19 protein-coding genes are annotated in these 22,141 nt (G+C 64.3%); 10 read left to right on the top strand and 9 right to left on the bottom strand.

Going from position 1 to position 22,141, the window contains the following annotated elements:
- The first annotated feature begins 8 nt into the window (after positions 1–8).
- The 9 genes from JQ632_RS07525 to rnd all read left to right on the top strand — a co-directional run bounded on the left by JQ632_RS07525 (position 9) and on the right by rnd (position 13,212).
- A complete protein-coding gene (locus tag JQ632_RS07525) occupies positions 9–1,481 on the top strand; it encodes a YdiU family protein (RefSeq protein ID WP_212401650.1) in 1,473 nt (490 codons plus the stop codon).
- A 201-nt stretch (positions 1,482–1,682) separates the two neighbouring features.
- On the top strand, positions 1,683–2,534 hold the full coding sequence (locus JQ632_RS07520; protein WP_212401649.1) for a phosphodiesterase: 852 nt from the start codon (positions 1,683–1,685) through the stop codon (positions 2,532–2,534).
- Position 2,535: 1 nt separating this feature from the next.
- Complete coding sequence (locus JQ632_RS07515) at positions 2,536–3,486, top strand: carbohydrate ABC transporter permease (RefSeq protein WP_212401648.1); 951 nt, start codon at positions 2,536–2,538, stop codon at positions 3,484–3,486.
- On the top strand, positions 3,483–4,352 hold the full coding sequence (locus JQ632_RS07510) for a carbohydrate ABC transporter permease (protein ID WP_212401647.1): 870 nt from the start codon (positions 3,483–3,485) through the stop codon (positions 4,350–4,352). The genes JQ632_RS07515 and JQ632_RS07510 overlap by 4 nt, the downstream gene beginning before the upstream one ends.
- 11 nt (positions 4,353–4,363) lie before the next feature.
- Positions 4,364–5,686, top strand: coding sequence for an ABC transporter substrate-binding protein (locus tag JQ632_RS07505; protein WP_212401646.1), 1,323 nt, complete (start codon positions 4,364–4,366; stop codon positions 5,684–5,686).
- Positions 5,687–6,203: 517 nt separating this feature from the next.
- Entirely contained in the window at positions 6,204–7,118 is a 915-nt protein-coding gene (locus JQ632_RS07500) for a helix-turn-helix domain-containing protein (protein WP_212401645.1), read from the top strand.
- 301 nt (positions 7,119–7,419) lie between these two features.
- Complete coding sequence (locus JQ632_RS07495; protein ID WP_212401644.1) at positions 7,420–8,448, top strand: helix-turn-helix domain-containing protein; 1,029 nt, start codon at positions 7,420–7,422, stop codon at positions 8,446–8,448.
- A gap of 302 nt (positions 8,449–8,750) precedes the next feature.
- Positions 8,751–11,672 (top strand): autotransporter domain-containing protein, encoded by a 2,922-nt coding sequence (locus JQ632_RS07490; protein ID WP_212401643.1) that lies wholly within the window; start codon positions 8,751–8,753, stop codon positions 11,670–11,672.
- 391 nt (positions 11,673–12,063) lie between these two features.
- Positions 12,064–13,212 carry a ribonuclease D gene (rnd, locus tag JQ632_RS07485; RefSeq protein WP_212401642.1) on the top strand — a complete coding sequence of 383 codons (1,149 nt, stop codon included), beginning with the start codon at positions 12,064–12,066 and terminating at the stop codon, positions 13,210–13,212.
- A gap of 242 nt (positions 13,213–13,454) precedes the next feature.
- On the opposite strand, the gene JQ632_RS07480 is transcribed toward rnd, so the two are convergent.
- From JQ632_RS07480 to JQ632_RS07460, 5 genes are all read right to left on the bottom strand, one after another.
- Positions 13,455–14,840 carry an aspartate aminotransferase family protein gene (locus JQ632_RS07480; RefSeq protein ID WP_212401641.1) on the bottom strand — a complete coding sequence of 462 codons (1,386 nt, stop codon included), beginning with the start codon at positions 14,838–14,840 and terminating at the stop codon, positions 13,455–13,457.
- Positions 14,841–15,085: 245 nt separating this feature from the next.
- Positions 15,086–15,256: a hypothetical protein gene (locus JQ632_RS07475; protein ID WP_212401640.1), complete on the bottom strand. Its 171-nt coding sequence runs from the start codon at positions 15,254–15,256 to the stop codon at positions 15,086–15,088.
- 45 nt (positions 15,257–15,301) lie between these two features.
- Positions 15,302–15,865, bottom strand: a complete 564-nt coding sequence (locus JQ632_RS07470) for an isochorismatase family protein (RefSeq protein ID WP_212401639.1) — start codon at positions 15,863–15,865, stop codon at positions 15,302–15,304.
- Positions 15,866–15,889: 24 nt separating this feature from the next.
- Positions 15,890–16,510 carry a GNAT family N-acetyltransferase gene (locus JQ632_RS07465; protein WP_212401638.1) on the bottom strand — a complete coding sequence of 207 codons (621 nt, stop codon included), beginning with the start codon at positions 16,508–16,510 and terminating at the stop codon, positions 15,890–15,892.
- The gene (locus tag JQ632_RS07460) at positions 16,497–17,114 is read right to left on the bottom strand and encodes a hypothetical protein (RefSeq protein ID WP_212401697.1); all 618 of its coding nucleotides are present in this window, start codon (positions 17,112–17,114) and stop codon (positions 16,497–16,499) included. The genes JQ632_RS07465 and JQ632_RS07460 overlap by 14 nt, the downstream gene beginning before the upstream one ends.
- Before the next feature lie 64 nt (positions 17,115–17,178).
- Here JQ632_RS07460 and JQ632_RS07455 point away from each other — a divergent pair, with 64 nt between their 5' ends.
- Entirely contained in the window at positions 17,179–18,222 is a 1,044-nt protein-coding gene (locus tag JQ632_RS07455; protein WP_212401637.1) for a LysR family transcriptional regulator, read from the top strand.
- A 19-nt stretch (positions 18,223–18,241) separates the two neighbouring features.
- Here JQ632_RS07455 and JQ632_RS07450 read toward each other — a convergent pair whose 3' ends face one another.
- From JQ632_RS07450 to purM, 4 genes are all read right to left on the bottom strand, one after another.
- On the bottom strand, positions 18,242–19,366 hold the full coding sequence (locus tag JQ632_RS07450; protein WP_409363471.1) for an autotransporter outer membrane beta-barrel domain-containing protein: 1,125 nt from the start codon (positions 19,364–19,366) through the stop codon (positions 18,242–18,244).
- Positions 19,367–19,604: 238 nt separating this feature from the next.
- The gene (locus JQ632_RS07445; protein ID WP_212401635.1) at positions 19,605–20,336 is read right to left on the bottom strand and encodes a glutathione S-transferase family protein; all 732 of its coding nucleotides are present in this window, start codon (positions 20,334–20,336) and stop codon (positions 19,605–19,607) included.
- 42 nt (positions 20,337–20,378) lie between these two features.
- On the bottom strand, positions 20,379–21,032 hold the full coding sequence (purN, locus tag JQ632_RS07440; protein ID WP_212401634.1) for a phosphoribosylglycinamide formyltransferase: 654 nt from the start codon (positions 21,030–21,032) through the stop codon (positions 20,379–20,381).
- A 5-nt stretch (positions 21,033–21,037) separates the two neighbouring features.
- Positions 21,038–22,111 (bottom strand): phosphoribosylformylglycinamidine cyclo-ligase, encoded by a 1,074-nt coding sequence (purM, locus tag JQ632_RS07435; RefSeq protein WP_212401633.1) that lies wholly within the window; start codon positions 22,109–22,111, stop codon positions 21,038–21,040.
- Positions 22,112–22,141 lie beyond the last annotated feature (30 nt).

Here is a 22,141-nt window from a genome sequence, read left to right as displayed (position 1 = left end):
TTGAGCCCATGACGGTCCATTTCCCCTTCCAAAACTCCTATGCGGCGCTGCCGGACAGCTTCTTCGCCCGCGTCGCGCCGACCCCTGTGGCCGCGCCCCGGCTGATCAAGCTGAACCGGCCGCTGGCCCTCCAACTCGGGCTCGATCCGGACCTCCTGGAGACGGCGGAGGGCGCCGAAATCCTCGCCGGCAAGCGCGTGCCAGACGGTGCCGACCCCATCGCCATGGCCTATGCCGGCCACCAGTTCGGGCAGTTTGTTCCCCAGCTCGGCGACGGCCGTGCGATCCTGCTCGGCGAGGTCATCGACAAGGACGGCGTCCGCCGCGACATCCAGCTCAAGGGAAGCGGCCCCACCCCGTTCTCCCGCCGCGGCGATGGCCGCGCCGCGCTCGGGCCCGTCTTGCGGGAGTACATCGTCAGCGAAGCCATGTTTGCATTGGGCATTCCGACCACGCGCTCGCTCGCCGCCGTCGTCACCGGCGAGCATGTGGTGCGCGAGACCGCGCTGCCGGGCGCCGTGCTGACCCGCATCGCATCGAGCCACATCCGTGTCGGCACCTTCCAGTTCTTTGCCGTCCGCCGCCACACCGACGCGATCCGACAACTCGCCGACCACGTCATCGCCAGGCACTATCCGGAGCTCGTGGGCACCGAGCGCCCCTATCATGCCCTGCTCGCCGGCGTTGTCGCGCGGCAGGCCGATCTCGTCGCGCGCTGGCTGCTGGTCGGCTTCATCCATGGCGTGATGAACACCGACAACTGCTCCATCTCCGGCGAGACCATCGACTACGGCCCCTGCGCCTTCATGGATTCCTACGATCCCGCGCAGGTGTTCTCATCGATCGACGAGATGGGCCGCTATGCCTATGCCAACCAGCCGCGCATCGCGCTGTGGAACCTGACGCGGCTCGCCGAGTGCCTGCTGCCGCTGTTCTCCGACGAGCAGGAGAAGGCGATTGCCGAAGCGCAGGACATCCTCGGCGCGTTCTCGGACCAGTTCAGCGCCGCCTATCAGGCCGGCCTGCGCAAGAAGGTCGGCCTGCTCACGGAGCGCGACGGCGACGAGGCGCTGATCCAGGACCTGCTCGACGCCATGGCGAAGAACGGCGCCGATTTCACCCTCACCTTCCGCAAGCTTGGCGACGCCGCCGCAGACGACGCCGCCGACGTCCGTGCGCAGTTCATGGAGCCCGCAGCCTTCGACGAATGGGCCGGCCGCTGGCGCGCGCGCCTCGCCGCGGAGCCGCAATCGGCATCGGAACGACGTGCCGCCATGCATGCCGTCAACCCCGCCTTCATCCCGCGCAACCACCGCGTCGAAGCGGTGATCCAGGCCGCGATGCGCGACAACGGCTACGCGCCGTTCGAGGAACTCGTGAAGGTGCTGGCAAAACCGTTCGACGACCAGCCGGAGTTTGCCGCCTACGCCGATCCGCCGCTGCCGGATCAGCGGGTGCTTCAGACGTTCTGCGGGACATAAAGCGACACTTGCCGCTGACTTGCTCGTGTTGCGCGCACGATACCGCAACGCGAGACGACCCGGTTGACCCCACACACCCTTCTGCCCAACAATTTGCGGCGTCGGCAACCCCTGTCATCAAACTGAAACACTCGCACTCTAACCGGCTGGCGGGCCGTCTTGCCGGAGGCGACCGTCCTCCCAAGGTACTGACACGCAGCCATGCCCTTCAAATTCATCCACCTCACCGACACGCATATCGCGGGCCCGGGACTGAAGCTCTATGGGCTCGATCCGCGCGCCCGGCTCGATGCCGCCATCGCCGACATCAACAAGCACCAATCCGATGCCGCCTTCGTGGTGGTGACCGGCGATCTCACCCATTGGGGCGATCCTGCGGCTTACGCGGATTTCGCGGAGGCGATGGCCGCGCTGAAAATTCCTTACATCGCCATGGTCGGCAATCACGACCGTCGCGTCGCCTGCCTCGACGGGCTCAGGTCCGCGCCGCGCGATCCCAACGGTTTTGTGCAGGGCACGCGCACCACCGAGCACGGACTGTTCGTCTTCCTGGACACGCTGGACGAGACCAGCCACGCCGGCGAAATGTGCGCCAAGCGTTTTGGCTGGCTTGCGAGCACGCTTGCCGCTGCGCCATCAGACATGCCGTTCGTCGTCTTCATGCATCATCCGCCCTTCCCGGTCGGCGTGCACGCCATGGACGAGATCGCGCTGGCGCAGAGCGCTGAGTTTGCCGAGGTGATCGCGCCCTACCGTTCCCGCATCCGCCATCTCTTCTTCGGCCATGTGCACCGGCCGATCTTCGGCAGCTACGGCAAGATTCCGTTCTCCACCCTGCGCGGCACCAACCACCAGGTCTGGTTCGAGCTCGATCCGAAGGCCGCGGATCATCTGGCGAGCCACGAGCCGCCGGCCTATGGCGTCGTGCTGATCGACGGAGAGAATTTGGTCGTGCACAGCCACGACTTCCTCGACACGAGTCTGCGATTCCCCTTCGAGGCCCCCGAAGGAATGGACGACCGCGACTATGCGCTCAACTTTGCAGCGCGATGAGATGAGTCTGGCCGAACCAACCCGTCTCGCCGTCACGACGTCAGCGCCGCCGCGCCTCAACGTCCTTCAGAGGTTCGGCAGCGGCTTCAAGGCCTCGTTGCCGGCCTGGCTCCTGCTGCTGCCTTCGCTGGTCTTCCTCGCGTTGTTCACCTATGGCGCGATGGGACGCGTCTTCGTCGATGCGCTCTACGCGCGCTCCACGCCCAAAGCGCCGCTCCGCTTCGTCGGCCTGGACAACATCAACGCGGTGCTGGCTGATCCCGCTTTTGCCGGCGCTGTTATCAACAACCTGATCTACGCCGTCGGCACCGCGATCCCGAGCATCGCGCTCGCCCTGGTGTTCGCGCTGGCGCTGTCGCGCACCAACGCCGTGACCAGCGCGCTGCGCGCGGCGCTGTTCATGCCGGTGCTGATCCCGATGGTCGCGGCCTCGGCGCTGTTCCTGTTCATCTTCCTGCCCAATGTCGGCCTGCTCGACCACTATATCGGCCGCCTGCTTCCGGTGCTGCCGAACTGGCTCGGCGACCCCGACATCGCGCTATCAGCGATCATGGTCATCACCATCTGGAAGAACGCCGGCTACTACATGCTTTTCTTCCTGGCTGGGCTCCAGGCCGTGCCCGAGGATGTCACGGAGGCGGCCCATCTCGACGGCGCCGGACCCTGGCAGCGCTTCCGCCACATCATCCTGCCCGAGCTCAAGCCCACCTTCCTGTTCGTCATCGTGATCGCCACGCTCAATGCGGTCACCCAGGTCGACCACGTCTTCGTCATGACCAAGGGTGGGCCGTCGAACGCCACGAACCTGGTGCTGTTCTACGTCTATCAGCAGGCCGTGGAGCATTACGACATCGGCAAGGCCTCGGCGGCGACGCTGCTGACGCTCGCGGCGCTGATGGCGCTCACCGCGCTCTCCTTCCGCTCCCTCGCGAACCGGGAGGGCGGGCCATGAAGCTGTTCGACCGGCTGCTCAAGGACGCGCCGCTCGCCACGCGCGGCGAGATCACGCCAAAGCTCGGTTTTGCGCTGGTGGTGCTGCTGGCGGCTATCTGGCTGATCCCCTTCCTCTGGATGGGCGTGGCGACGCTGCGCCCGGCATCCGATGGCATCAACCGCATGGCGGAGCTGATGCCGAGCCTCACACCGACGCTCGACAACATCAGGGATGCCTGGGAGATCGGCGACTTTCCGCGCTACTTCCTCAACACCACGATCATCTGCACCGGCATTTTGCTCGTGCAGTTCGTCACGGTGACGCTCGCAGGTTTCGCTTTCGCCCGGCTGTCGTTCCCCGGCAAGACGCTGATCTTCTATCTGTTCCTGATGCAGCTCATGCTGGTGCCGGTCCTGCTGATCGTACCGAACCTGACGCTGGTCGCAAAACTCGGCCTCTACGACACGCTCACCGGCGTGATGATGCCGTTCTTCGCCTCGGCCTTCGGCACCTTCCTGATGCGCCAGGCTTTTGAGGCCATTCCGACCGAGCTCGAGGACGCCGCCCTGATCGACGGCGCCAGTGTCTTCCAGCGCATCCGTAACATCTATGTGCCGCTGTCGCTGCCGAGCTTTTCCGCCTTCGCCATCGTCTCCGTGACCAGCCACTGGAACGACTTCCTCTGGCCGCTGATGGTGATCAACTCGCCGGAGAAGCGGCCGCTGACCGTCGGCCTGTCCGTCTTCACCCAAACGGCGGAAGGCACGCAGGCCTGGGGCACGATCGCGGCCGGCACCTTGATCGTGATCGCTCCGCTGCTCGTCACCTTCCTGATCTTCCAGAAGCGCTTCATCAGCTCTTTCGTCACCTCAGGCATCAAATAGGAGATTTTCCGATGCTGTTCTCGCGCAGGCTCATGCTCGGCCTGACCATGGCCGGGGCACTCGCCTTTCCTGCCCTCGCCGGCGAAGGCCCGAGCGAAATCGATCTGTTCTTTCCCGTCCCCGTCGACGGCAAGCTCGCCCGCGACATGGGCACAATGATCAGGGAGTTCAACGAGACCCATCCCGGCATCAAGGCGACGGCGGTCTACACCGGCTCCTACGACGAAACGCTGATCAAGACCCGCGCCGCGATCAAGGCCGGCAAGCCGCCCGCGGCCGTGATCATGTCGGCGAACTTCCTGCTGGATATGCAGATCGAGAACGAGCTCACCAATCTCGATGCGCTGATCGCGGCTGATGGCACCACCAAGGCGCAATTCCTCGGCCAGTTCTTTCCGGCGCTTCACGGCAATGCCGTAATCAACCGCTCGGTCTATGGCGTTCCCTTCCACAATTCCACGCCGCTGCTCTACATCAACGCCGAGCACGCCAAGGAGGCCGGACTCGATCCGGACAAGCCGCCGCAGACCTGGGCCGAAGTGACCGACTGGGCCAAGAAGCTCACCAAGCGCGACGGTGACAAGGTCACCCGCTGGGGCATCGCCATCCCCTGCGCCTATGATTATTGCGGCTGGATGATGGAGACGCTCACCATGTCCAATGGCGGGCGCTACTACAACGAGGAGTTCGGCGGCGAGGTCTTTTACGACACGCCCTCGATGCTCGGCGCCCTCACCTGGTGGAGCGACCTCATCGCCAAGCACAAGGTGCATGCACCCGGCGCGACGCCCGGTCCGGCCGTGAGCACATCGTTCATCTCGGGCAACGCCTCGATGATGATGCTCTCGACCGGCTCGCTCACCTATGTCCGTGACAACGCAAAGTTCCCCTACAAGGTCGCGTTCATTCCGCGCAACGTCCGCAATGCCGTGCCAATCGGCGGCGCATCGCTGATCATTCCGGCAGGCCTCGAGGCCGACAAGCAGAAGGCCGCCTGGACGCTGATCAAGTGGATGACCTCGCCCGAAAAGAGCGGCTGGTGGAGCCGGGCGACCGGCTATTTTGCGCCGAACATGGCCGCCTACAAGACGCCTGAGATGGTCGAGTTCCTGGCCAAGAACCCCGACGCCAAGACCGCGGTCGACCAGCTCGAGGTCGCAAAGCCCTGGTTTGCGACCTACAAGACCGTGCCGGTGCGCAAGACGCTCGAAGACGAGGTCATGCTGGTCCTGAACGGCAAGAAGCAGCCGAAGGACGCACTCGTCGCCGCGCAGAAGGCCGCCGACGAGCTGCTCAGGCCGTACAATGCCGAGACGGCGCTGAAGCTGCCTTAAACTTACGCGAGCACGATGGAGAAAACGTCGGCGCCCCAGAACCTGGGGCGCCGAAACGATTCCAGAGCCAGTCAGCCCCCGATTTCGAGCCTTGGCACCTGCGCCGAGTCCAGTGGGCCCGACCGCATATTTCCCAAAACTTCCAAAGTCTCTTCCTGAAAATTCCTTTCCTGGCACGCTGCCGCAGAAGCGAAGAACATGACGGCCTAAGCCGCAAGGTCCGAGTTTGACTCAGAACGAACACGGCAGCCGAGGTCTTCTTGCCCAAATCGAGCTCCAAGGGGGACCTGCCACCGGATCACGTCTAGACCAGACGAAAGGAAGGGGGCTAAAGAGGCGGAAATTGCCGGCAGTTCTGAACCGCTTTTAGCCCGATCGGCACAACACATTGATGCCCGACAGTCCTTCCCATCGAACGAACTCCTCGGCCCCATACCTGACTTCTCAGGATTCGGCCTCCCCATTCGCTCCCGTGCATGTGACCACGGACGCATTCCCGGTCGAAAAGCGACTGGCAATGTGGCGCGAGGTTTACGGCCATACCGTCGCGCGTTTTGAAATCGAACCGCTCAATGACGCCCCGTTTCATGCAGACGTGACGCTTCGCGGACTGCCGGGTCTTGGCGTCGCTTGTGGTTCACGATCCGATGCGAGTTACCGGATGACTCGCAAAACTGCCGCCGGCGGACCCGACAATTTCCTGTTCTCCATCGTGACGGGAGGGGTTGGCACAATTGCGCAGTTCGGACGCGAGGTCACCATCGGTGCTGGTAACGCGGTTCTGGTCTCCGGCACTGACCCGAGCGTTTGCACGATCCGGAATAACGGCCGATTCCTGACGCTTGCGGTGTCGCGCGAGCGTATAAGGCCCCATCTTGCCGATCTCGACGCCGCACTTGCCCGCCCCTTGATAGAGCCCACCGACGCATTACAGCTATTGTCCGGCTATGTGGCCGTGCTGCAGAACGCCTCGACCTTGTCGACCGAACAGTTGGCGCAGAGCGTCGCCACGCACTTGACCGATCTTGTCATCGTCGCTGCGGGAGGCACGCCAGACGCCGTTGCTCTTGCTCAGGAGCGCGGCGTTCGTGCTGCAAGGCTGCACGCGATCAAAGCAGACATCGCCCGCAATCTCGTACAGCGCGATCTTTCGGCCGAGCTTGTTGCGGCGCGCCAAGGGATTTCGCCCCGCTACGTACGCCGCCTGCTTGAAGCCGATGGTTCGAGTTTTTCCGAATTCGTGCTCGCGCAGCGGCTGGCACTAGCATACCAATTGCTGACAGATCGACGCCATTTTGATCGTGCGGTGGGCGAAATCGCGTTCGAGGCGGGCTTCGGCGACCAATCTTACTTTAATCGCTGCTTCCGCCGCCGCTACGCCGCGACACCGTCGGACGTCCGCGAAGACGCGAAAAGACGGCGCGGCGAATAGTCCGTCGGCTTCAGTTTGTCGGAGCGCAGCCGAACCGGCAGCCCAGGTCACGTAGAGGACGTCAAAACGCAACTCTCCGCTCGGCATTTTCGTGTCGCCCTGTTGCAACAGTTGCCACGCATACGATGTCCACTTGCTTGCCGTGGAACAACAGTGCCGGCCAGTCCAAGCGCTTGCCGAGGCGGACCGGTATCAATTTGCGGCAGGCAAATGGTTTTGCAGGATCGACTCGCGGCATGGATGGTTTGGCGCCGCAGCGGAAAGACACTAACTGCTCGAAGCAGTTGGAAATTGTCCGGGCATGACAGAGCACTCAGACGGCGGCATCCCTCATTCGGTCCTCGACACGCGTGGTCTCCCGGGAAAGCAGGCTTTCACTGTCTGGCAAGAGCATATCAGCCGCCACTACGACCTGCGCGCGCAGAAAGAATGTCCGCAAGCCTTCGACGTCCGAGCGGACTTTTGGCATCTCGGCAACGTTCTCCTCGCCGACTTTGATGTACCTTCCCAGGACTGGAGCCGCTCCCGCGCGTGCATTGGACGCGACGGGATGGACATGTTCATGGTGCAGGCCTACCGCAAAGGCTGGAACGGGCCGCGCGACAACGGTGTGACGGCGCGTGCCGGCGACATTCTGGTCTTTGACATGGCCCAGCCAATCGACAGGGTTGGCAGCGACATTGAGGCGCTGACCCTGTTCTTTCCGCGCCACCTGCTTAGCCCTCATCTCAAGTCGCCGGACGATCATAACCTGCAGCATCTGCCGTCAACCGACCCGCTTGCCGTGCTCCTCAGGGATCATCTCATAAGCCTTCACGCGCGTTTGCCCGGGATGCGGCTGGATCAGGTTCAATCGGTCATACCGGCCACCGTGCAATTGGCTGCCGCCGCCCTCAACGGCACGGTTCGCGAAGAGCAGGCCGGCAGCGTCCGGATAGCCATGACCGAGCGGATCTGCTCGCACATCGACGCCCACATCCTCGATCCCGACCTCGATCCGGAAAGCATTGCCAGCCGGTTCGGGATGACCCGCCGCAATCTCGGTTATCTCTTCGAAGCCTACGGTGGTGTCGCCGCCTACATCAGGCGAAAGCGCCTGTCCTCGATACGTGCGGCGTTGAGTCATCCTGCACACAATGGGCAGTCGATCGAAGCGATCGCCGAAGCGCACGGCTTCAATCACTATCGCAGCTTTGCGCTCGCCTTTCAGCGACAATTCGGTCTCACGCCGCGCGAGGCGCGCGCGCGGTCACTCGAGGCCACGACCTTGACGTCGGGATCGGACGGCAAGCTCGCGGAGTGGCTACACTGGATCAAGTGCTTGAGATGAGCCGGCAGCCGAATCTGCAACTGTACGCGATGCCTATGGCGACAGGGATCGACGAGATCATGTCTCCCGCGTCACGCGCGGAAGGGCCGATTCAGCAGAGATCATCGGGCGCGTGACCGTTCGCCGTCGCTTCAGGCCATAGGCGCGCATTCGTCCTTCCTGCGATTTCCTGTTTCATTTCCCGTCATTTCCGATTTCGCAACGACGCGTTTCTCGACCTGTCATTTGTGCGCGCCTTCCGCCAAACAGACATGAAACGGGCTTCGACCCGTGCCTGCTGGAATTGAGTGACGGAATTGCAGATGATCTCGAAGAGCGCGCGGCGACCGGCCCATCCTTTCTCCCCCTCCATTGCCGGTTCGCACGATCCGCTGCGGATGAGGGGCTCGCGCGCGCGTTTGCTTCGACTGCTGCTGGCATCGACGGCGCTGCCCGCCGTCCTCTCCATTCAACCCGCGATGGGTGCAAATCCGGTCTGGACGGGTGCGGCCTCGTCCGACTGGTTCACCGCCGGCAACTGGAATCCGGTCGCGGTGCCAAACGCCACCGACACAGTGACCATCGACCAGACGTCGCCCAACCCGGTTGTCATCAGCGGAGGCGCAGCGCACGCATTGTCGACCTTCATCGGTGCCGCAGGCACTGGTCAGCTCATGATCAGCAATGGCGGCACCTTGACTGACACCACTGCGGCGCTCGGTTTTCAGGCCGGCAGCACGGGCAGCGTGACGGTCACCGGCGCCGGCTCGACATGGACGAACACCGGCGATCTCTCGATCGGCCGCGCCGGCAGCGGCACGCTTCAGGTTCTCTCGGGCGGCAGCGTCAGCGCCGTCAATGCCTATCTCGGCGATCTCACGAGCAGCGCAAACGGCAGCCTGACGGTCAGTGGCTCCGGCTCCTTATTCACGACTTCGGGCGGACTGCTTGTCGGAGCCTCAGGCACGGGCAGCCTGACCATTTCCAATGGCGGCCAGGTCACCAACAACGCCGGCGCAATTGTCGGTGGCATCGGAATCGGAACGGCCAGCGTCGATGGCACCGGCTCAAATTGGAACGTGCCGGGCGCCTTGATCATCGGCGGACAGGCGCAGGGCAGCGTTTCGATCACCAATGGCGCCACCATGACGGCCGGCGTCACCATTCTCGGCTTTCAGTCCGGCGGTCATGGTTCGCTGACGGTCAGCGGCACGGGATCGTCCCTGCTGACGGGCGCACTTACGCTCGGCGCTAATGGCTGCGGCGGCCTCAATTATCTAACAATCGCAAACGGCGGTTCGGTGACGGTGACCTCCAATGTCGTCAACGTCGGGACTGGCACCGCCCTCGGAGAAATCGACATCGGTGCTGGCTCGGGGCAGACAGCGGTGGCGCCGGGCATCCTGAACGCTTCCCTGGTCCAGTTCGCGCCGTTGGTGACACCAAGCGGCGCCATCCGATTCAATCACACCTCGTCAAACTACGCCTTTGGCCCCCAGCTGGCGGGCAACGGCGAGATCATCCAGGACGCCGGCGTTACACGGTTGACCGCGGACAGCAGCGGTTTCACGGGCAACGTTTTCATCAATGGCGGCACGCTCGCGGTGACCGGTTCGCTCACCAACGCCACGGCCTTCTTGGTGCAGACCGGAGGCACGCTGGCGGGCGACGGCACGGTCGGCGGTACCATCCACATGTTTGACGGCATTCTTGCGCCCGGCTTCAATGGCACCGGCACGCTGAACGTCCAGGGCAGCCTCGTCATGAGCAGTGCCTCGACCTATCTCGTGCAGGTTTCAGGATCGAGCGCGACCAGCACGGCAGTGACGGGCACCGCGCAAATCGCGGGCACCGTTTCGGTACAAGTGCTGAGCCGCGTGTCGTCGACGACGACCTATACCATCATGACCGGCGCGGGCGGCGTCAGCGGCACGTTCGACACCGTCTTGCTCAGCGGCACCGGCCTCGCCCGCAATCCGCACCTCACCTACAACGGCACCGGCGTGCTGCTCACGCTCGATCCCGGCCTGTTGTCGCCATCGCTATCGGGGGCGACCATCAACCAGCGCAATGTCGCGGCCGGAATCGACAATGCCCTGACGGCCGGAGCGAACCCGCCGGCGGCATTCAATGCCCTGCTCGGGGCAAGCGGCGCCAGTCTCAACAACGCGCTCACGCAGGCCTCGGGTGAGCACGCAACCGGCGTCCAGCAGACGAGCTTCGATGCGATGAGCAATTTTGTCGCTACGCTGCTCGATCCGTTCGGCCATCTCGGCAATGCCGGAGCCGGCGGCGGCGTCCTGTCGTATGCCGATGCAGGCAGCACCGGACGTCAGGGCACGGCGCGCGATGCGTTTGCCTCCATTCAGCACAAAGGCCCGGTCGGCGCTGTTGACGCCGCCGCACGCTGGAACGTGTGGGCGGCCGGCTATGGCGGCGCACAGAATGCGGACGGTAACGCCGTCGTCGGCTCTCACGCGACGAACAGCCACGCCTATGGGGTCGCCGCAGGGGCAGACTATCGTCTCTCGCCCGACACGGTCGTCGGTTTCGCGCTCGGCGGCGGTGGGACCAGCTTCAACCTCGACAGCGGTCTCGGCGGCGGCCGCTCCGATCTGTTCCAGGCCGGCGCTTTCGCCCGCCACAATTTTGGACAGACCTATCTCGCTGGCGCGTTGGCCTATGGCTGGCAGGACGTCACCACCGACCGTACCGTAACCATTGGCGGCGTCGACCGGCTCCAGGGCCGCTTCACCGCCAACGCGCTGTCGGCCCGCATCGAAGCCGGCCATCGTTACGAACTGTCCTGGGCCGCGCTGACGCCCTATGTCGCGGGACAAGCGACCACGCTGTTCCTGCCCGGCTTCAGCGAGCAAACGATCAGCGGCGCCAATACGTTCGCGCTCGCCTATGGCGGCAAGGACGTCACGGACTCGCGCAGCGAGCTCGGCTTGCGTGCGGATCGATCCTACGTCTCAGGCGATGCTGTCGTGACGCTTCGCGGGCGCGGCGCCTGGGCGCACAATTTCGACACCGCACGCACGGCATTCGCGACATTCCAGACGCTGCCGCAATCCGGCTTCGTCGTAAACGGCGCGAGCCAAGCGCACGATGCCGCTCTGCTCACCGGCGTGGCCGAGATTGCCTGGCGCAACGGCTATTCGTTCGGCGGCAGCATCGATTCGGAGATTTCCTCCACCCGGCGCACCGTCATCGGCAGGGCGGTCGCCCGGTACACCTGGTGAGGTCCGACCGGGGACCAGACCGCGGGTCGCCGGGGCGGCCCGCATTAACCCCTTGTCCACCATTCGCTCCCCCCGGGGCGTCGGTAACCACGACAATTAACAGACCCTCAATTCACCCCGGACAAGTTTCACGATGTTTCCGGGGGATTTGCCGTGGACCTGTTGGTATTCGAGTTCTTGGGATTGGCGATGCTCGCCATGTGCGTGGTCGTGGTGGCATTGCCCTGCGCGCGAAAACCCCCGCAGCGGATCCGCTACGAGTAGGATTTCGTGGCCCAAAAGCGGTCGCGCTCGCGATTCCACTTGAAATTCAAGGCTCGAATTTGCTCCAACCCCCTTGACATCACAGCGCTTTCGGCAGAACGGCTGATATACGTGTCATGGGCCGTTCATGGATCTGATTACCACCACCGCTGAGCTCGCCGCTGCCTGCAGTCGCCTGGCCAAGCACCCCGTCATTACCGTCGACACCGAGTTCCTGCGCGAGACCACCTACTACCCGCTCCTATGCGTGGTGCAGATGGCGAGCCCCGAGGAGGCGGTGGTCATCGACTCGCTGGCCGAGGGCATTGACCTCACGTCGTTCTTCGAGCTGATGGGCAACGAAAGCGTGCTGAAGGTGTTCCACGCCGCGCGCCAGGACATCGAGATCATCTGGCACCGGGCCAACATCATCCCGCACCCGGTGTTCGACACCCAGGTCGCGGCCATGGTGCTCGGCTATGGCGACAGCATCGCCTACGACCAGCTCGTCGAGAAGGTCACCGGACATCGCCCCGACAAGACCCACCGCTTCACCGACTGGTCGCGCCGGCCGCTGACCAAGGAGCAGATGCACTACGCGGTCTCCGACGTCACGCATTTGCGCGACGTGTTCTCGGCGCTCGACGCCGATTTGAAGAAGCGCCGCCGCAGCGACTGGGTCAGCGTGGAGATGGAGGTCCTCACCTCGCCCCGCACCTACGACTTCCACCCCGAGCGCGCCTGGGAACGGCTGAAGACGCGGGTGCGCAAGCCGAAGGACCTCGCCGTCCTGATGGAGGTCGCGGCCTGGCGCGAGCAGGAGGCGCAGAGCCGCGACGTGCCGCGCGGCCGCGTGCTGCGCGACGAGGCGATCAGCGATATCGCCACCCATGCGCCCAACACGGTGGAGAAGCTCGCCCACCTGCGCTCGGTGCCGAAGGGCTTTGAAAAGTCCAAATGGGGCGCCGACATCATCGCCGCCGTGCAGCGCGGGCTGGCGCGCGACCTGACCAAGCTGCCGAAGCTGGAGAAGCCGCGCAACAACTCCAACGGTCAGGCGATCGTCGAGCTGTTGAAGGTGCTGCTGCGGATGACAGCAGAGCGCCACGCGGTCGCCAGCAAGGTGATCGCGACCGTCGACGACCTCGAGGCCATCGCGGCCGATGACGACGCCGACGTGGCCGCGCTGCGCGGCTGGCGCCGCGAGCTCTTTGGCGACGCCGCCCTCAAGCTCAAGCGCGGCGAGCTCGCGCTTGCGATCGAGAAAGGCCGCGTGGTTGGGGTTCAACGGGCGTAGGCGCCACAACACTCTCACCGTCATCCCCGCGCAACGGCGCAGCCGTTGTCGCTGGAGGTGCGGACCATGCGGCGCGCGGAGCGCTGCATGGCGAGCCTCGAAGGATGAACGGCCCCCGCTGCAGCCAGTGCGGCCGTCGCCCTTCGAGGCTCGCTTCGCGGTGCTGCGCACCGCGGCTCGCACCTCAGGGTGACGGTGATAGAGTTACGCTTGCGATGACGGCGGTTACAGAGCGGCCTCCCCTACGCCGCCGGCGTCAGCTTCGCCGCCTCGGGCTTGAGGTCATCCAGCATGCCGGCAAGCCCATCGACGAGTTCGTCGACCTGCGCCCTGGTCACGATCAGCGGCGGGCAGATCGCGAGCGCATCAAGCATGTTGCGCGAGATGATGCCGCGCTCCAGCAGCAGCTTGCTCGCGACGCCGCCGAGGGCGCCGGGCGTGGCGGCCGCGACCTTCCGAGTCTTGTCCAGCACGAGCTCGACGGCGGCAATCAGGCCGATGCCGCGGACCTCACCCACCAGCGGATGGTCGGCGAGTGTGCGCAGCCGGCCCTGCATGTAATCGCCGATCTCGGCGGCATGCGCGACCAAATTGCGCTCCTCGATGATCCTGAGATTCTCGAGCGCGACGGCCGCCCCCACCGGATGACCGCCGGCCGTAAAGCCGTGGCCGAGCACGCCGATCTTGTTGCTCTCGTCCGCGATCGGCTCGAACATGCAGTCGTTCATGATGATCGCCGAGAACGGGAAATAGCTCGAGGTGATCTGCTTGGAGACCACGAGCACGTCGGGCTTGATGTTGTAGGTCTCGCAGCCGAACATCTTTCCGGTGCGGCCGAAACCGCAGATCACCTCGTCGGCGACCAGCAGGATGTCGTACTTCTTCAGGACGGCCTGAATCTTCTCCCAATAGGTCGTGGGCGGCACGATGACGCCGCCGGCGCCCATCACCGGTTCGCCGAAGAAGGCGGCGATCGTGTCCGGCCCTTCCTTTTGGATCAGCGCATCCAGCTCCTCGGCGCGCCGCGTCGCGAAGGCCTCCTCACTCTCGCCCGCCGCGGCGTCCTTGTAGTGATGCGGCGATCCCGTGTGCAGAATGTTCGGCAGCGGCAGGTCGAAGGAGCGATGGTTGTTCGGCAGGCCGGTGAGGCTCGCCGACGCGATGGTGACGCCGTGATAGCCGCGCAGCCGGCTGATCACCTTCTTGCGCTGCGGCTGGCCCAGCGCATTCGAGCGATAGGCGATCAGCTTCAGAACGGTGTCGTTGGCTTCCGAGCCGGAGTTGGTGAAGAACACCTTGCTCATCGGCACCGGGGCCATCTTCACGAGCTTCTCGGCGAGGTCGATCGAGGGCCCGTGCGAGCGCGAGGCGAAGGTGTGGTAGAACGGCAGCGCCTGCATCTGGCGGTGCGCCGCATCGACCAGCCGCTTCTCGCTGAAGCCGAGCCCGACGCTCCACAGCCCCGCCATCGCCTCGAGATAGCGCTTGCCGGCCGCGTCGAAGACGTAAGGCCCCTCGCCGCGCTCGATCACCAGGGGACCCGCCTGCTGGTGGGACCGCGCATTGGTGTAGGCGTGGAGCTGATAGGCAACGTCGCGGGCTTCTTGCGAGTTCGGCAGCAGGGTCATTGCGGGCGTTCCTTGAGCCCTCGCGTCGTCGGACGGACGCGAGACTCGTCTGGAGAGAGCATCGCCATCTTGGCTATTGCGACAACGCGCAACTTGCAACGGCATTTCATCGGCGGCAAACGCCCATCTGCGTTGCACGAAATGGCGACAATGCGGCCTCTTGGCGCATGATCCGGAACAAACGCGGAAACGCGTTTGCGCGGAGATCATGCGCAAGCAATGAGCTCAAGCGCGATCATCGCGCGTCAGGCCGTACCGTCATCGTCGTCGCCGTTGTCGGCCTCGGCTGCTTCGCGCACCTCGACCAGCGCCATGGACAGGAGATAGACGGTTGTCAGCAGGCCGAGCCGACGCGCCCTCTCGACGGCGAGCGACAGATCGCTCACCAGTTCCTCGAGCTGTTGCCCCCGAGACAAGTTTCCCATCCATCCCGGTCGCCAGCCGTCGCCGGCGGCGGCTTGTTACACTGCGATGGCGCCGCTGGTCCTGAGGAGCTCGGCGCTTGCCTGTACATTAGCAAAATTGCCGATCACATTCATCACCGCCTGCTTGTAGGCGGCCGCATCTCCGTGACCCGGATGCCGGCACGCAACGGCATCGCCCACCACCTGATAGCGGTGGCTGCGGTGGAAGCCGTCGACAACGGTCGCCAGCATGGTCTCGTCGAGGGAAAAGCCCGCCAGCACGCAACGGAAGTTCTTGATGTTCGACGTGTAGTCGACGAAGCGCGCCGAGCTATAGGCCGACGGCAGCGGATGCTCGAACGTCATCTCGCCCGGCCGCGGTTTCAAGTCGCCGATCCAGTCGGTCAGCTTGGATGCCGGATTGAACCAGGCCGCCTGCGCGATGCGCTTGAGGTGGATCACCGGCCATAGATTATCGCGCCACAGCGTCAACAATTCGAGACAGCGCGAGGTGGCGGCGTCGCCCTCGAGGATGACGTGGCGACGCCCGGGGGTCAGATATTCGACCTGCAGATCGGCGCAGACCAGGATCGGCGGATCATTGTGAAGGGAAACCAGCATTTGCTTGCTTGTGTTGCACCAATTTCAACGGCCGGCGACGGACATGTTACGCAGCGGCGACGTCACCGCCCGCCCCGCCGAGGCGTCGAGCACGCCCGGCCGGTCCCAGTCGCCTTCAGGACGGATAATCACGTAAGGATCGCTGTCCAGCGTGATGGCGTCCGGCCCGGGCTCGATCTCCAGCACCATCTCCGTGTAGGAAAAATCGGAAAAGGTGATCTTGCGATTGTGGCCGAGCGGCTTGGCGCCGAAATGGGCCCAGAAATCGACCAGCCGGTCCTGCGCCTGGCCGTAGATCTTGCGAAAGCCCTTGCGCTTCACGTAGTCGACGCTCGCCTGCACGAGCTTGAACGACACGCGCGAGCGCCGGTACTGGTGGCGCACCGCAAGGCGCTCGACCTTGGCGAACTCGCCGAAGAAGCGCACCCGCAGGCAACCCGCCGGCTCGTTGCCGACGAAGCCGATGAAATGCGCGGCCACGAGATCGTTGCCGTCGAACTCCTCGTCGAACGGACAGTCCTGCTCGGCGAGATAGACAGCCGAGCGAATGGCGGTGACCAGCATGAGGTCGCTGGGATCGCGCGCAATGCGGATGGTGATAGCGCGGGAGTCCGGTTTGGCATTCGGAATTCTAGTGCCGTGCATCTGCAAAACTCCTTGCTGCAAGAACCGAGCCCGGCACGCGCACTGGCTGTCGATTCCAGGGCCGCTCGTAACACCAGAGGTCGGGCTGGAAGCTTGGGATAGGCGCAAATCCCGTCGCTTTCATGATGTCACGCCCTGCCGCCGTCGACGGCTGGGCGAAGCAGTCTGCGCTGCGAAATCGCGGTTGCCTCAGATGCGCGGCAGCCTTGCCGAGCCCCGCGATGCCGCGACCGGTGGCCGCGATCGCCCAGATGTAGATCGCCGAAACCTCCTCATCGCCGGACGCGAGACAACGTGTGTCGGGCTCGGTCAGGCAGATCTCGTCGAGCAGCAGCGCATCGCGGCCGAGGCTGTTGAGGTACAGAAATGCCATGCCACCGACCAACGTGCCCTTGCGGCTGAAAGTCAGCAGGCATTGGGGATCGAACGTGAAGTAGCGCGCGAGCTCCGGTTCCCCGATCCGCACGCCGGGCACGAGCCGGTGGGCCATATCGGCGAGGGACGCGAGCTCGGAGTATTGCGCACAATGGACCTCGACGTCGGCGCTGAGCGGCAGTGCGTCAAATTCATGCCTTGCGGCAAACGAGCCCCTTTCCATACCCATATTGCGCATCTATCGTTTCCCCATCCCGTTACGGTCGAGAGCTTAGCGGGTAAGGATCAAGCGTATGCAGCAACTATTGCAACGGGGTGCTGCGATGATGCAGCACCGAAATGAAGAGTCCTTGGATGCGTCCTGGGATGATTTGAAGCTGTTTTTAGCCTGTGCAAAATATAAAAGTTTCCGCAATGCCGCCGAAGAGCTGGGCCTCACCTCGACGACGCTGATGCGCCGGATCGACCGGCTCGAGGAGAGTATCGGTTGCAAGCTCTTCCTGCGCGATCAAAGCGGGCTCACGCTGAGCGACGAAGGCACGGCGATGATATCGGACGTGTCGCTGATGGAGCGTCACGCCTTTAACGTGTTTCGACGCGCCTCGCGCTCCTCGAACGACACAGCCGGCACGGTCCGCGTCGCGGTGACCGAAGGTCCCGGCAATTTCTGGATCCTGCCGCGGCTGATCGATTTCCAGAAGACCTATCGCAAGATCACCGTCGATCTGCGCTGTGCGATGGAGCAGGCCGACGTTGCGCGGCTGGAGTCCGATATCGCGATCCAGCTCGAGCCACCGACCAACCCGGACCTGATCGTGGCCAAGCTCGGCAGGCTGCACATCTATCCCTTCGTCTCGAAGGGCTACGAAAGCCTCCACGGCGTTCCGGCGACGCTCGCCGAGTTGAAGAACCATCGCATCGTCAAGCAGAGCGCCCCGCAGGTCGACGACACCGCCTATGCCCGCATTCTCGGACTGAAGTCGCTGGAAGGCATCGTCGGGATCAAGACCAACTCCTCGATCGGCGTGCTCTATGCGGTGGAGCGCGGCGCCGGCATCGGCTTCCTGCCGACGGTGTCGATCGCGCTCGGCGCGCCGCTCGTCGCCGTCGACCTCGGCGCCAGCCACCATGCCGATCTCTGGCTCACCTATCACAAGGAGTTCCGCTCATCCGAGCGGCACAAGATCGTGGTCGACTGGCTGAAGAAGATCTTTGACCCCAAGACCTATCCGTGCTTCCGCGACGAGTTCATCCATCCGAACGCGCTGGTGCCGATGATGGCGGCGGCAAGGGAGAGTGTCGGCCTGACCGGCTATATCGCCACGGCGCCGACGTAAGGGGCCCGACGCAACCGCCCTACCATTTGTACTCGAAGCCGACCGTGCCCTGGTGCGAACGGAATTCGCTGCGCAGCTTGGTGTCGTAATTGACGTAGAGCCGCGCGGTGTTGGTCAGGCTGAGCGAGGCCGACGCGCCGGCATCCATGCCGTAGCGGCTCTCGCCGATGCCGGGCACCACGATGCTTTGCGCGCCGAGGCTGACCTGGATCGAGCCGAGGTCCTGGTAGAAATTGTCGACGAACTTGCCATAGGCCGACAGGTCCAAAATCTTCTGATCGAAGATGAAATAGCGGCCGACCTCGGCACCGATCATGACGCGCGCCCGCGCCAGTGCCGTGGAGCCGACGGCCATGGGGTCGAGGCCTCCGACTTCGTTGAAAGCTGCGCTGGTGGCGCGGACATATTCGAGCGCGCCCTTGGGCACGATACGCGCCTGGTCCTGCGTCCAGTAGTAGCTGACTTCCGTGAGCGCGCCGTCGATCGCGGCGCGGTAGCGCGCGGTTGCCAGACCGAGGCCGGTGTCGCGGCTGGAGCGGACATTGCCAAAGCCGTGCACGGCCGCGAAGGCCCAGGTCCACGGTCCCTTGTCGATCGAGCCGTTGAAACCGATCTGCGTCAAATCGAGGGTTGCCGATTGCAGCGCCAGCGGCACGTCGACGTCGGTGCGGCTCTGGTCGATGGAGAAGCCGATATTGACGCCCGGCGCGAGCCGCGCGCCAAAGCCCGCCACGCCTCCAAAAGTTTTGCGCTTGTCGCCGACGAAGTCGCCCTGCGCGTCGGTGCGGGCGGAAATCCCGTAGCCCTCGAACCAGGTCCGATAGCGCGGCGCTTCGGTCTCCGACGAGGCGCCGCCGCCGCCGGGATTGTTGCGCATCGTGCGGTTGAACCCGTTGGAGGCCTGGTTGCCCAGCCGCTCCAGGAAGTTGGAGCCGAGGTCGAGCGTGGTGTTGCCGATCGAGCGCTCAAAGTTGGTCGCCGTCGGCGTCGGGATGGGGGTCGGAGACGGCGTTGGTGTCGGCGTCGGGGTCGGCGTTGGCGTCGGGCTCTGCGCGAAGGCCGGCCCTGCGCCCAATGCGAGGGCGACCCCAACGGCAAGCACGAGCGCAGCCGCGATCCGGCGGAGCCGGCCCAGCCCGATCATCCGCCCTGTTCCCGACGGCCGCGCACTGCGCATGACGACAAAATCCCGACGCTCATGACGGCGCGAAAAACCATGACCATCCGCGCCGGACGACGCGATTTGCGCTTAACTGGCACAGGGGGTCAATCGGTTGAACTCCCGCGGATGGGGCGATTGCCCAGCGCTGTGGTTCCGCTGCCACAGGTTGGCGGACAGCCAATGCGCCTTGCCAGCAAATCTTATTCAGACCTTGTCGAATTCAGGCCACTGCTGTGCAGCCCGCGATCTCGCTGAGTTCCGGATAGAACCGCGCGGCCATGCGGCCGATATAGTGGCGCAAATTGGCATGACCGGAAGCGGCCCGCTGGAGGTCCGAGTCAAACAGCGGACAAATCGCACTAATCGCAAACGCGAACATCGTTGCGTCGATGCCGGCAGGCTCGTTACCCATGAAGAACGGCTTTTCGCCGAGATAGCCGGCCATCGCATCGATCGAACGTATTCCGATCGCGGTGATTTCGTCACGGGAGTGACGCCCGAGTCCCTGACCGTGCAGCGTCTTGCGCAGCCGGCGGCGGATCATTGAGACGACCACGGGGCGGACCGGCGCAGGGACGCTCCTGAAGAAATTGACGGGCCCCTTGCGGAAGTTCGCTTCCACCATCCAGCGGAAGTAGACGCTCGCCCAGTAGAGATTGTCTTCGGCCATCTTCTCAAACGCCCACGCGACGGCACGCTGCTCGGCGGTGAGGCCGCGGTCGAAATCGATCTCGTATTTCTTTTCGATATGCCAGCGAATGAGGGTGGAATCGCCGAGCAAACGGCCGTCATCCTCGATATATGGAATCTTGCCCTTAGGCGCCTTCGAGAAGCTCATCAGCGCCTTTTCGAACGGCAGTTTCGACATCCGCAGCAACGTCTCGACCTTGGTCACGAACGGACTGGCGTCTGGCAGTCCGAAATTAGGGCCGGAGCCATAGAGCGTGATCATGGTACCTCGATGGATTCGGAGCAGCCTAACAACCAGACGCGGTCAGATGACGACCGGCGAGATCAGAAAATTCTCCGACGCCCCGCTTCCCGCCGTCCTGCAGACGTCGCCCTCGATTCGCACCTTGCCTTGGGCAAGCAGGCGGAGCGCCTCGGGATAGATGCGATGCTCGACCTCGAGGATGCGCTCTGAAAGCGTGTCCGCCGTATCGTGATCGCTGACGGGCACCGCGCCCTGCATCACGATCGGGCCGGCATCGGTCTCCGGGATCACGAAATGCACGGTGGCGCCGGAGAGTTTGACGCCGGCGCGCAGGGCCTGGCCGTGAGGGTCGAGACCGGGGAAGGACGGGAGCAGCGAGGGATGGATGTTGAGCATCTTGCCGTACCAGGCCATGGTGAATTCGGCCGTGAACAGCCGCATGAAACCGCCGAGGCAGATCAGCTCGATGCCGTGCTGATCGAGCGTGCCCTGCAGCACCGCTTCGAAGCCGGCGCGGTCCTTGCCGAACGGCTTGCTCTCGATCACCAGCGTTTTGACGCCACTTGCCTTCGCCCGCTCCAGGCCGGGCGCATCGGCTTTATTCGAGATCACGAGCGTAATCTCGGCCGGGAAATCGGGCGCGCTCGCTGCCTTGATCAGCGCGGCCATGTTGGAGCCTCGGCCGGAGATCAAAATGGCGACGCGGCGCTTCATGGGTCCTACAGCGCCAGGTCGAGGTTGCCGTTATAGACGACGCGGTCCTCGCCCTCGGCCGGGATCACCTTGCCGAGCACGGCAACGCCCTCGCCGGCATCCTCGAAGACCGCGACGACCTTTTCGACGGCGTCGGGTTCGACGATCGCGATCATGCCGATGCCGCAGTTGAAGGTGCGCAACATTTCGAGCTCGGCGATCCCGCCTTGCGCCGCCAGCCATTTGAACACCGGCAGCACCGGCAGGTTTGCGAGATCGATGCCGACGCCGAGATGTTTTGGCAGCACGCGCGGAATGTTGTCGGTAAAGCCGCCGCCGGTGATGTGGGCGAGGCCCTTCACCGCCCCGGTCTCGCGGATCGCGCGCAGGCAGGATTTCACGTAGAGCCGCGTCGGCGCGAGCAGCGCGCCGCCGAGCGTCATGACAGGCGAAAACGGCGCCTGCGCCGCGAAGCCGAGCCCAGACTGTTCAACGATCTTGCGGACCAGCGAGAAGCCGTTGGAATGGACGCCTGACGAGGCGAGCCCGATCACCGCATCGCCGGCGGCGATATCCTTGCGGGGCAGCAGCGTACCGCGTTCGGCGGCCCCGACCGCAAAGCCGGCGAGGTCGTAGTCGCCGTCCTTGTAGAGGCCGGGCATCTCGGCGGTCTCGCCGCCGATCAGGGCACAGCCGGATTCGCGGCAGCCCTCGGCCACGCCGGCCACGATCGCCGCGGCGGCCTCCGGATCGAGTTTCCCACAGGCAAAATAATCCAGGAAGAACAGTGGCTCGGCGCCCTGCACCACGAGGTCGTTGACGCTCATGGCCACGAGGTCGATGCCGATCCTGCCGTGCAGGCCGGTTTCGATCGCGATCTTGACCTTGGTTCCGACCCCATCGGTCGCGGCGACCAGGACGGGATCCCTGAATCCGGCCGCCTTGAGGTCGAACAGGCCGCCGAATCCGCCGATTTCGGCATCGGCGCCGGCCCGCGCGGTGGCGCGCACCATCGGCTTGATCAGGTCGACGAGGCGATTGCCCGCATCGATATCGACGCCTGAATCGGCGTAGGTAAGGCCGTTTTTGCGGTCGGTCATGCCCGATTTCCAGTGGGGTTGCGGCTGGTT

The sequence above is a fragment of the Bradyrhizobium liaoningense genome (genome assembly GCF_018130955.1).
Classification (GTDB): domain Bacteria; phylum Pseudomonadota; class Alphaproteobacteria; order Rhizobiales; family Xanthobacteraceae; genus Bradyrhizobium; species Bradyrhizobium liaoningense_C.
This window is presented reverse-complemented; position numbering and strand designations above follow the sequence as displayed.

What these genes read in the sequence shown, in the direction of transcription:
- rnd (WP_212401642.1), top strand. Translation starts at nt 12,064, where the DNA reads ATGGATCTGATTACCACCACCGCTGAGCTCGCCGCTGCCTGCAGTCGC.
- JQ632_RS07470 (WP_212401639.1), bottom strand. Translation starts at nt 15,865, where the DNA reads ATGCTGGTTTCCCTTCACAATGATCCGCCGATCCTGGTCTGCGCCGAT.
- JQ632_RS07480 (WP_212401641.1), bottom strand. Translation starts at nt 14,840, where the DNA reads ATGACCCTGCTGCCGAACTCGCAAGAAGCCCGCGACGTTGCCTATCAG.
- purN (WP_212401634.1), bottom strand. Translation starts at nt 21,032, where the DNA reads ATGAAGCGCCGCGTCGCCATTTTGATCTCCGGCCGAGGCTCCAACATG.
- JQ632_RS07460 (WP_212401697.1), bottom strand. Translation starts at nt 17,114, where the DNA reads ATGGGTATGGAAAGGGGCTCGTTTGCCGCAAGGCATGAATTTGACGCA.
- JQ632_RS07505 (WP_212401646.1), top strand. Translation starts at nt 4,364, where the DNA reads ATGCTGTTCTCGCGCAGGCTCATGCTCGGCCTGACCATGGCCGGGGCA.
- JQ632_RS07450 (WP_409363471.1), bottom strand. Translation starts at nt 19,366, where the DNA reads ATGATCGGGCTGGGCCGGCTCCGCCGGATCGCGGCTGCGCTCGTGCTT.
- JQ632_RS07465 (WP_212401638.1), bottom strand. Translation starts at nt 16,510, where the DNA reads ATGCACGGCACTAGAATTCCGAATGCCAAACCGGACTCCCGCGCTATC.
- JQ632_RS07490 (WP_212401643.1), top strand. Translation starts at nt 8,751, where the DNA reads ATGATCTCGAAGAGCGCGCGGCGACCGGCCCATCCTTTCTCCCCCTCC.
- JQ632_RS07515 (WP_212401648.1), top strand. Translation starts at nt 2,536, where the DNA reads ATGAGTCTGGCCGAACCAACCCGTCTCGCCGTCACGACGTCAGCGCCG.
- JQ632_RS07495 (WP_212401644.1), top strand. Translation starts at nt 7,420, where the DNA reads ATGACAGAGCACTCAGACGGCGGCATCCCTCATTCGGTCCTCGACACG.
- JQ632_RS07455 (WP_212401637.1), top strand. Translation starts at nt 17,179, where the DNA reads ATGCAGCAACTATTGCAACGGGGTGCTGCGATGATGCAGCACCGAAAT.
- JQ632_RS07510 (WP_212401647.1), top strand. Translation starts at nt 3,483, where the DNA reads ATGAAGCTGTTCGACCGGCTGCTCAAGGACGCGCCGCTCGCCACGCGC.
- JQ632_RS07445 (WP_212401635.1), bottom strand. Translation starts at nt 20,336, where the DNA reads ATGATCACGCTCTATGGCTCCGGCCCTAATTTCGGACTGCCAGACGCC.
- JQ632_RS07525 (WP_212401650.1), top strand. Translation starts at nt 9, where the DNA reads ATGACGGTCCATTTCCCCTTCCAAAACTCCTATGCGGCGCTGCCGGAC.
- JQ632_RS07500 (WP_212401645.1), top strand. Translation starts at nt 6,204, where the DNA reads ATGTGGCGCGAGGTTTACGGCCATACCGTCGCGCGTTTTGAAATCGAA.
- purM (WP_212401633.1), bottom strand. Translation starts at nt 22,111, where the DNA reads ATGACCGACCGCAAAAACGGCCTTACCTACGCCGATTCAGGCGTCGAT.
- JQ632_RS07520 (WP_212401649.1), top strand. Translation starts at nt 1,683, where the DNA reads ATGCCCTTCAAATTCATCCACCTCACCGACACGCATATCGCGGGCCCG.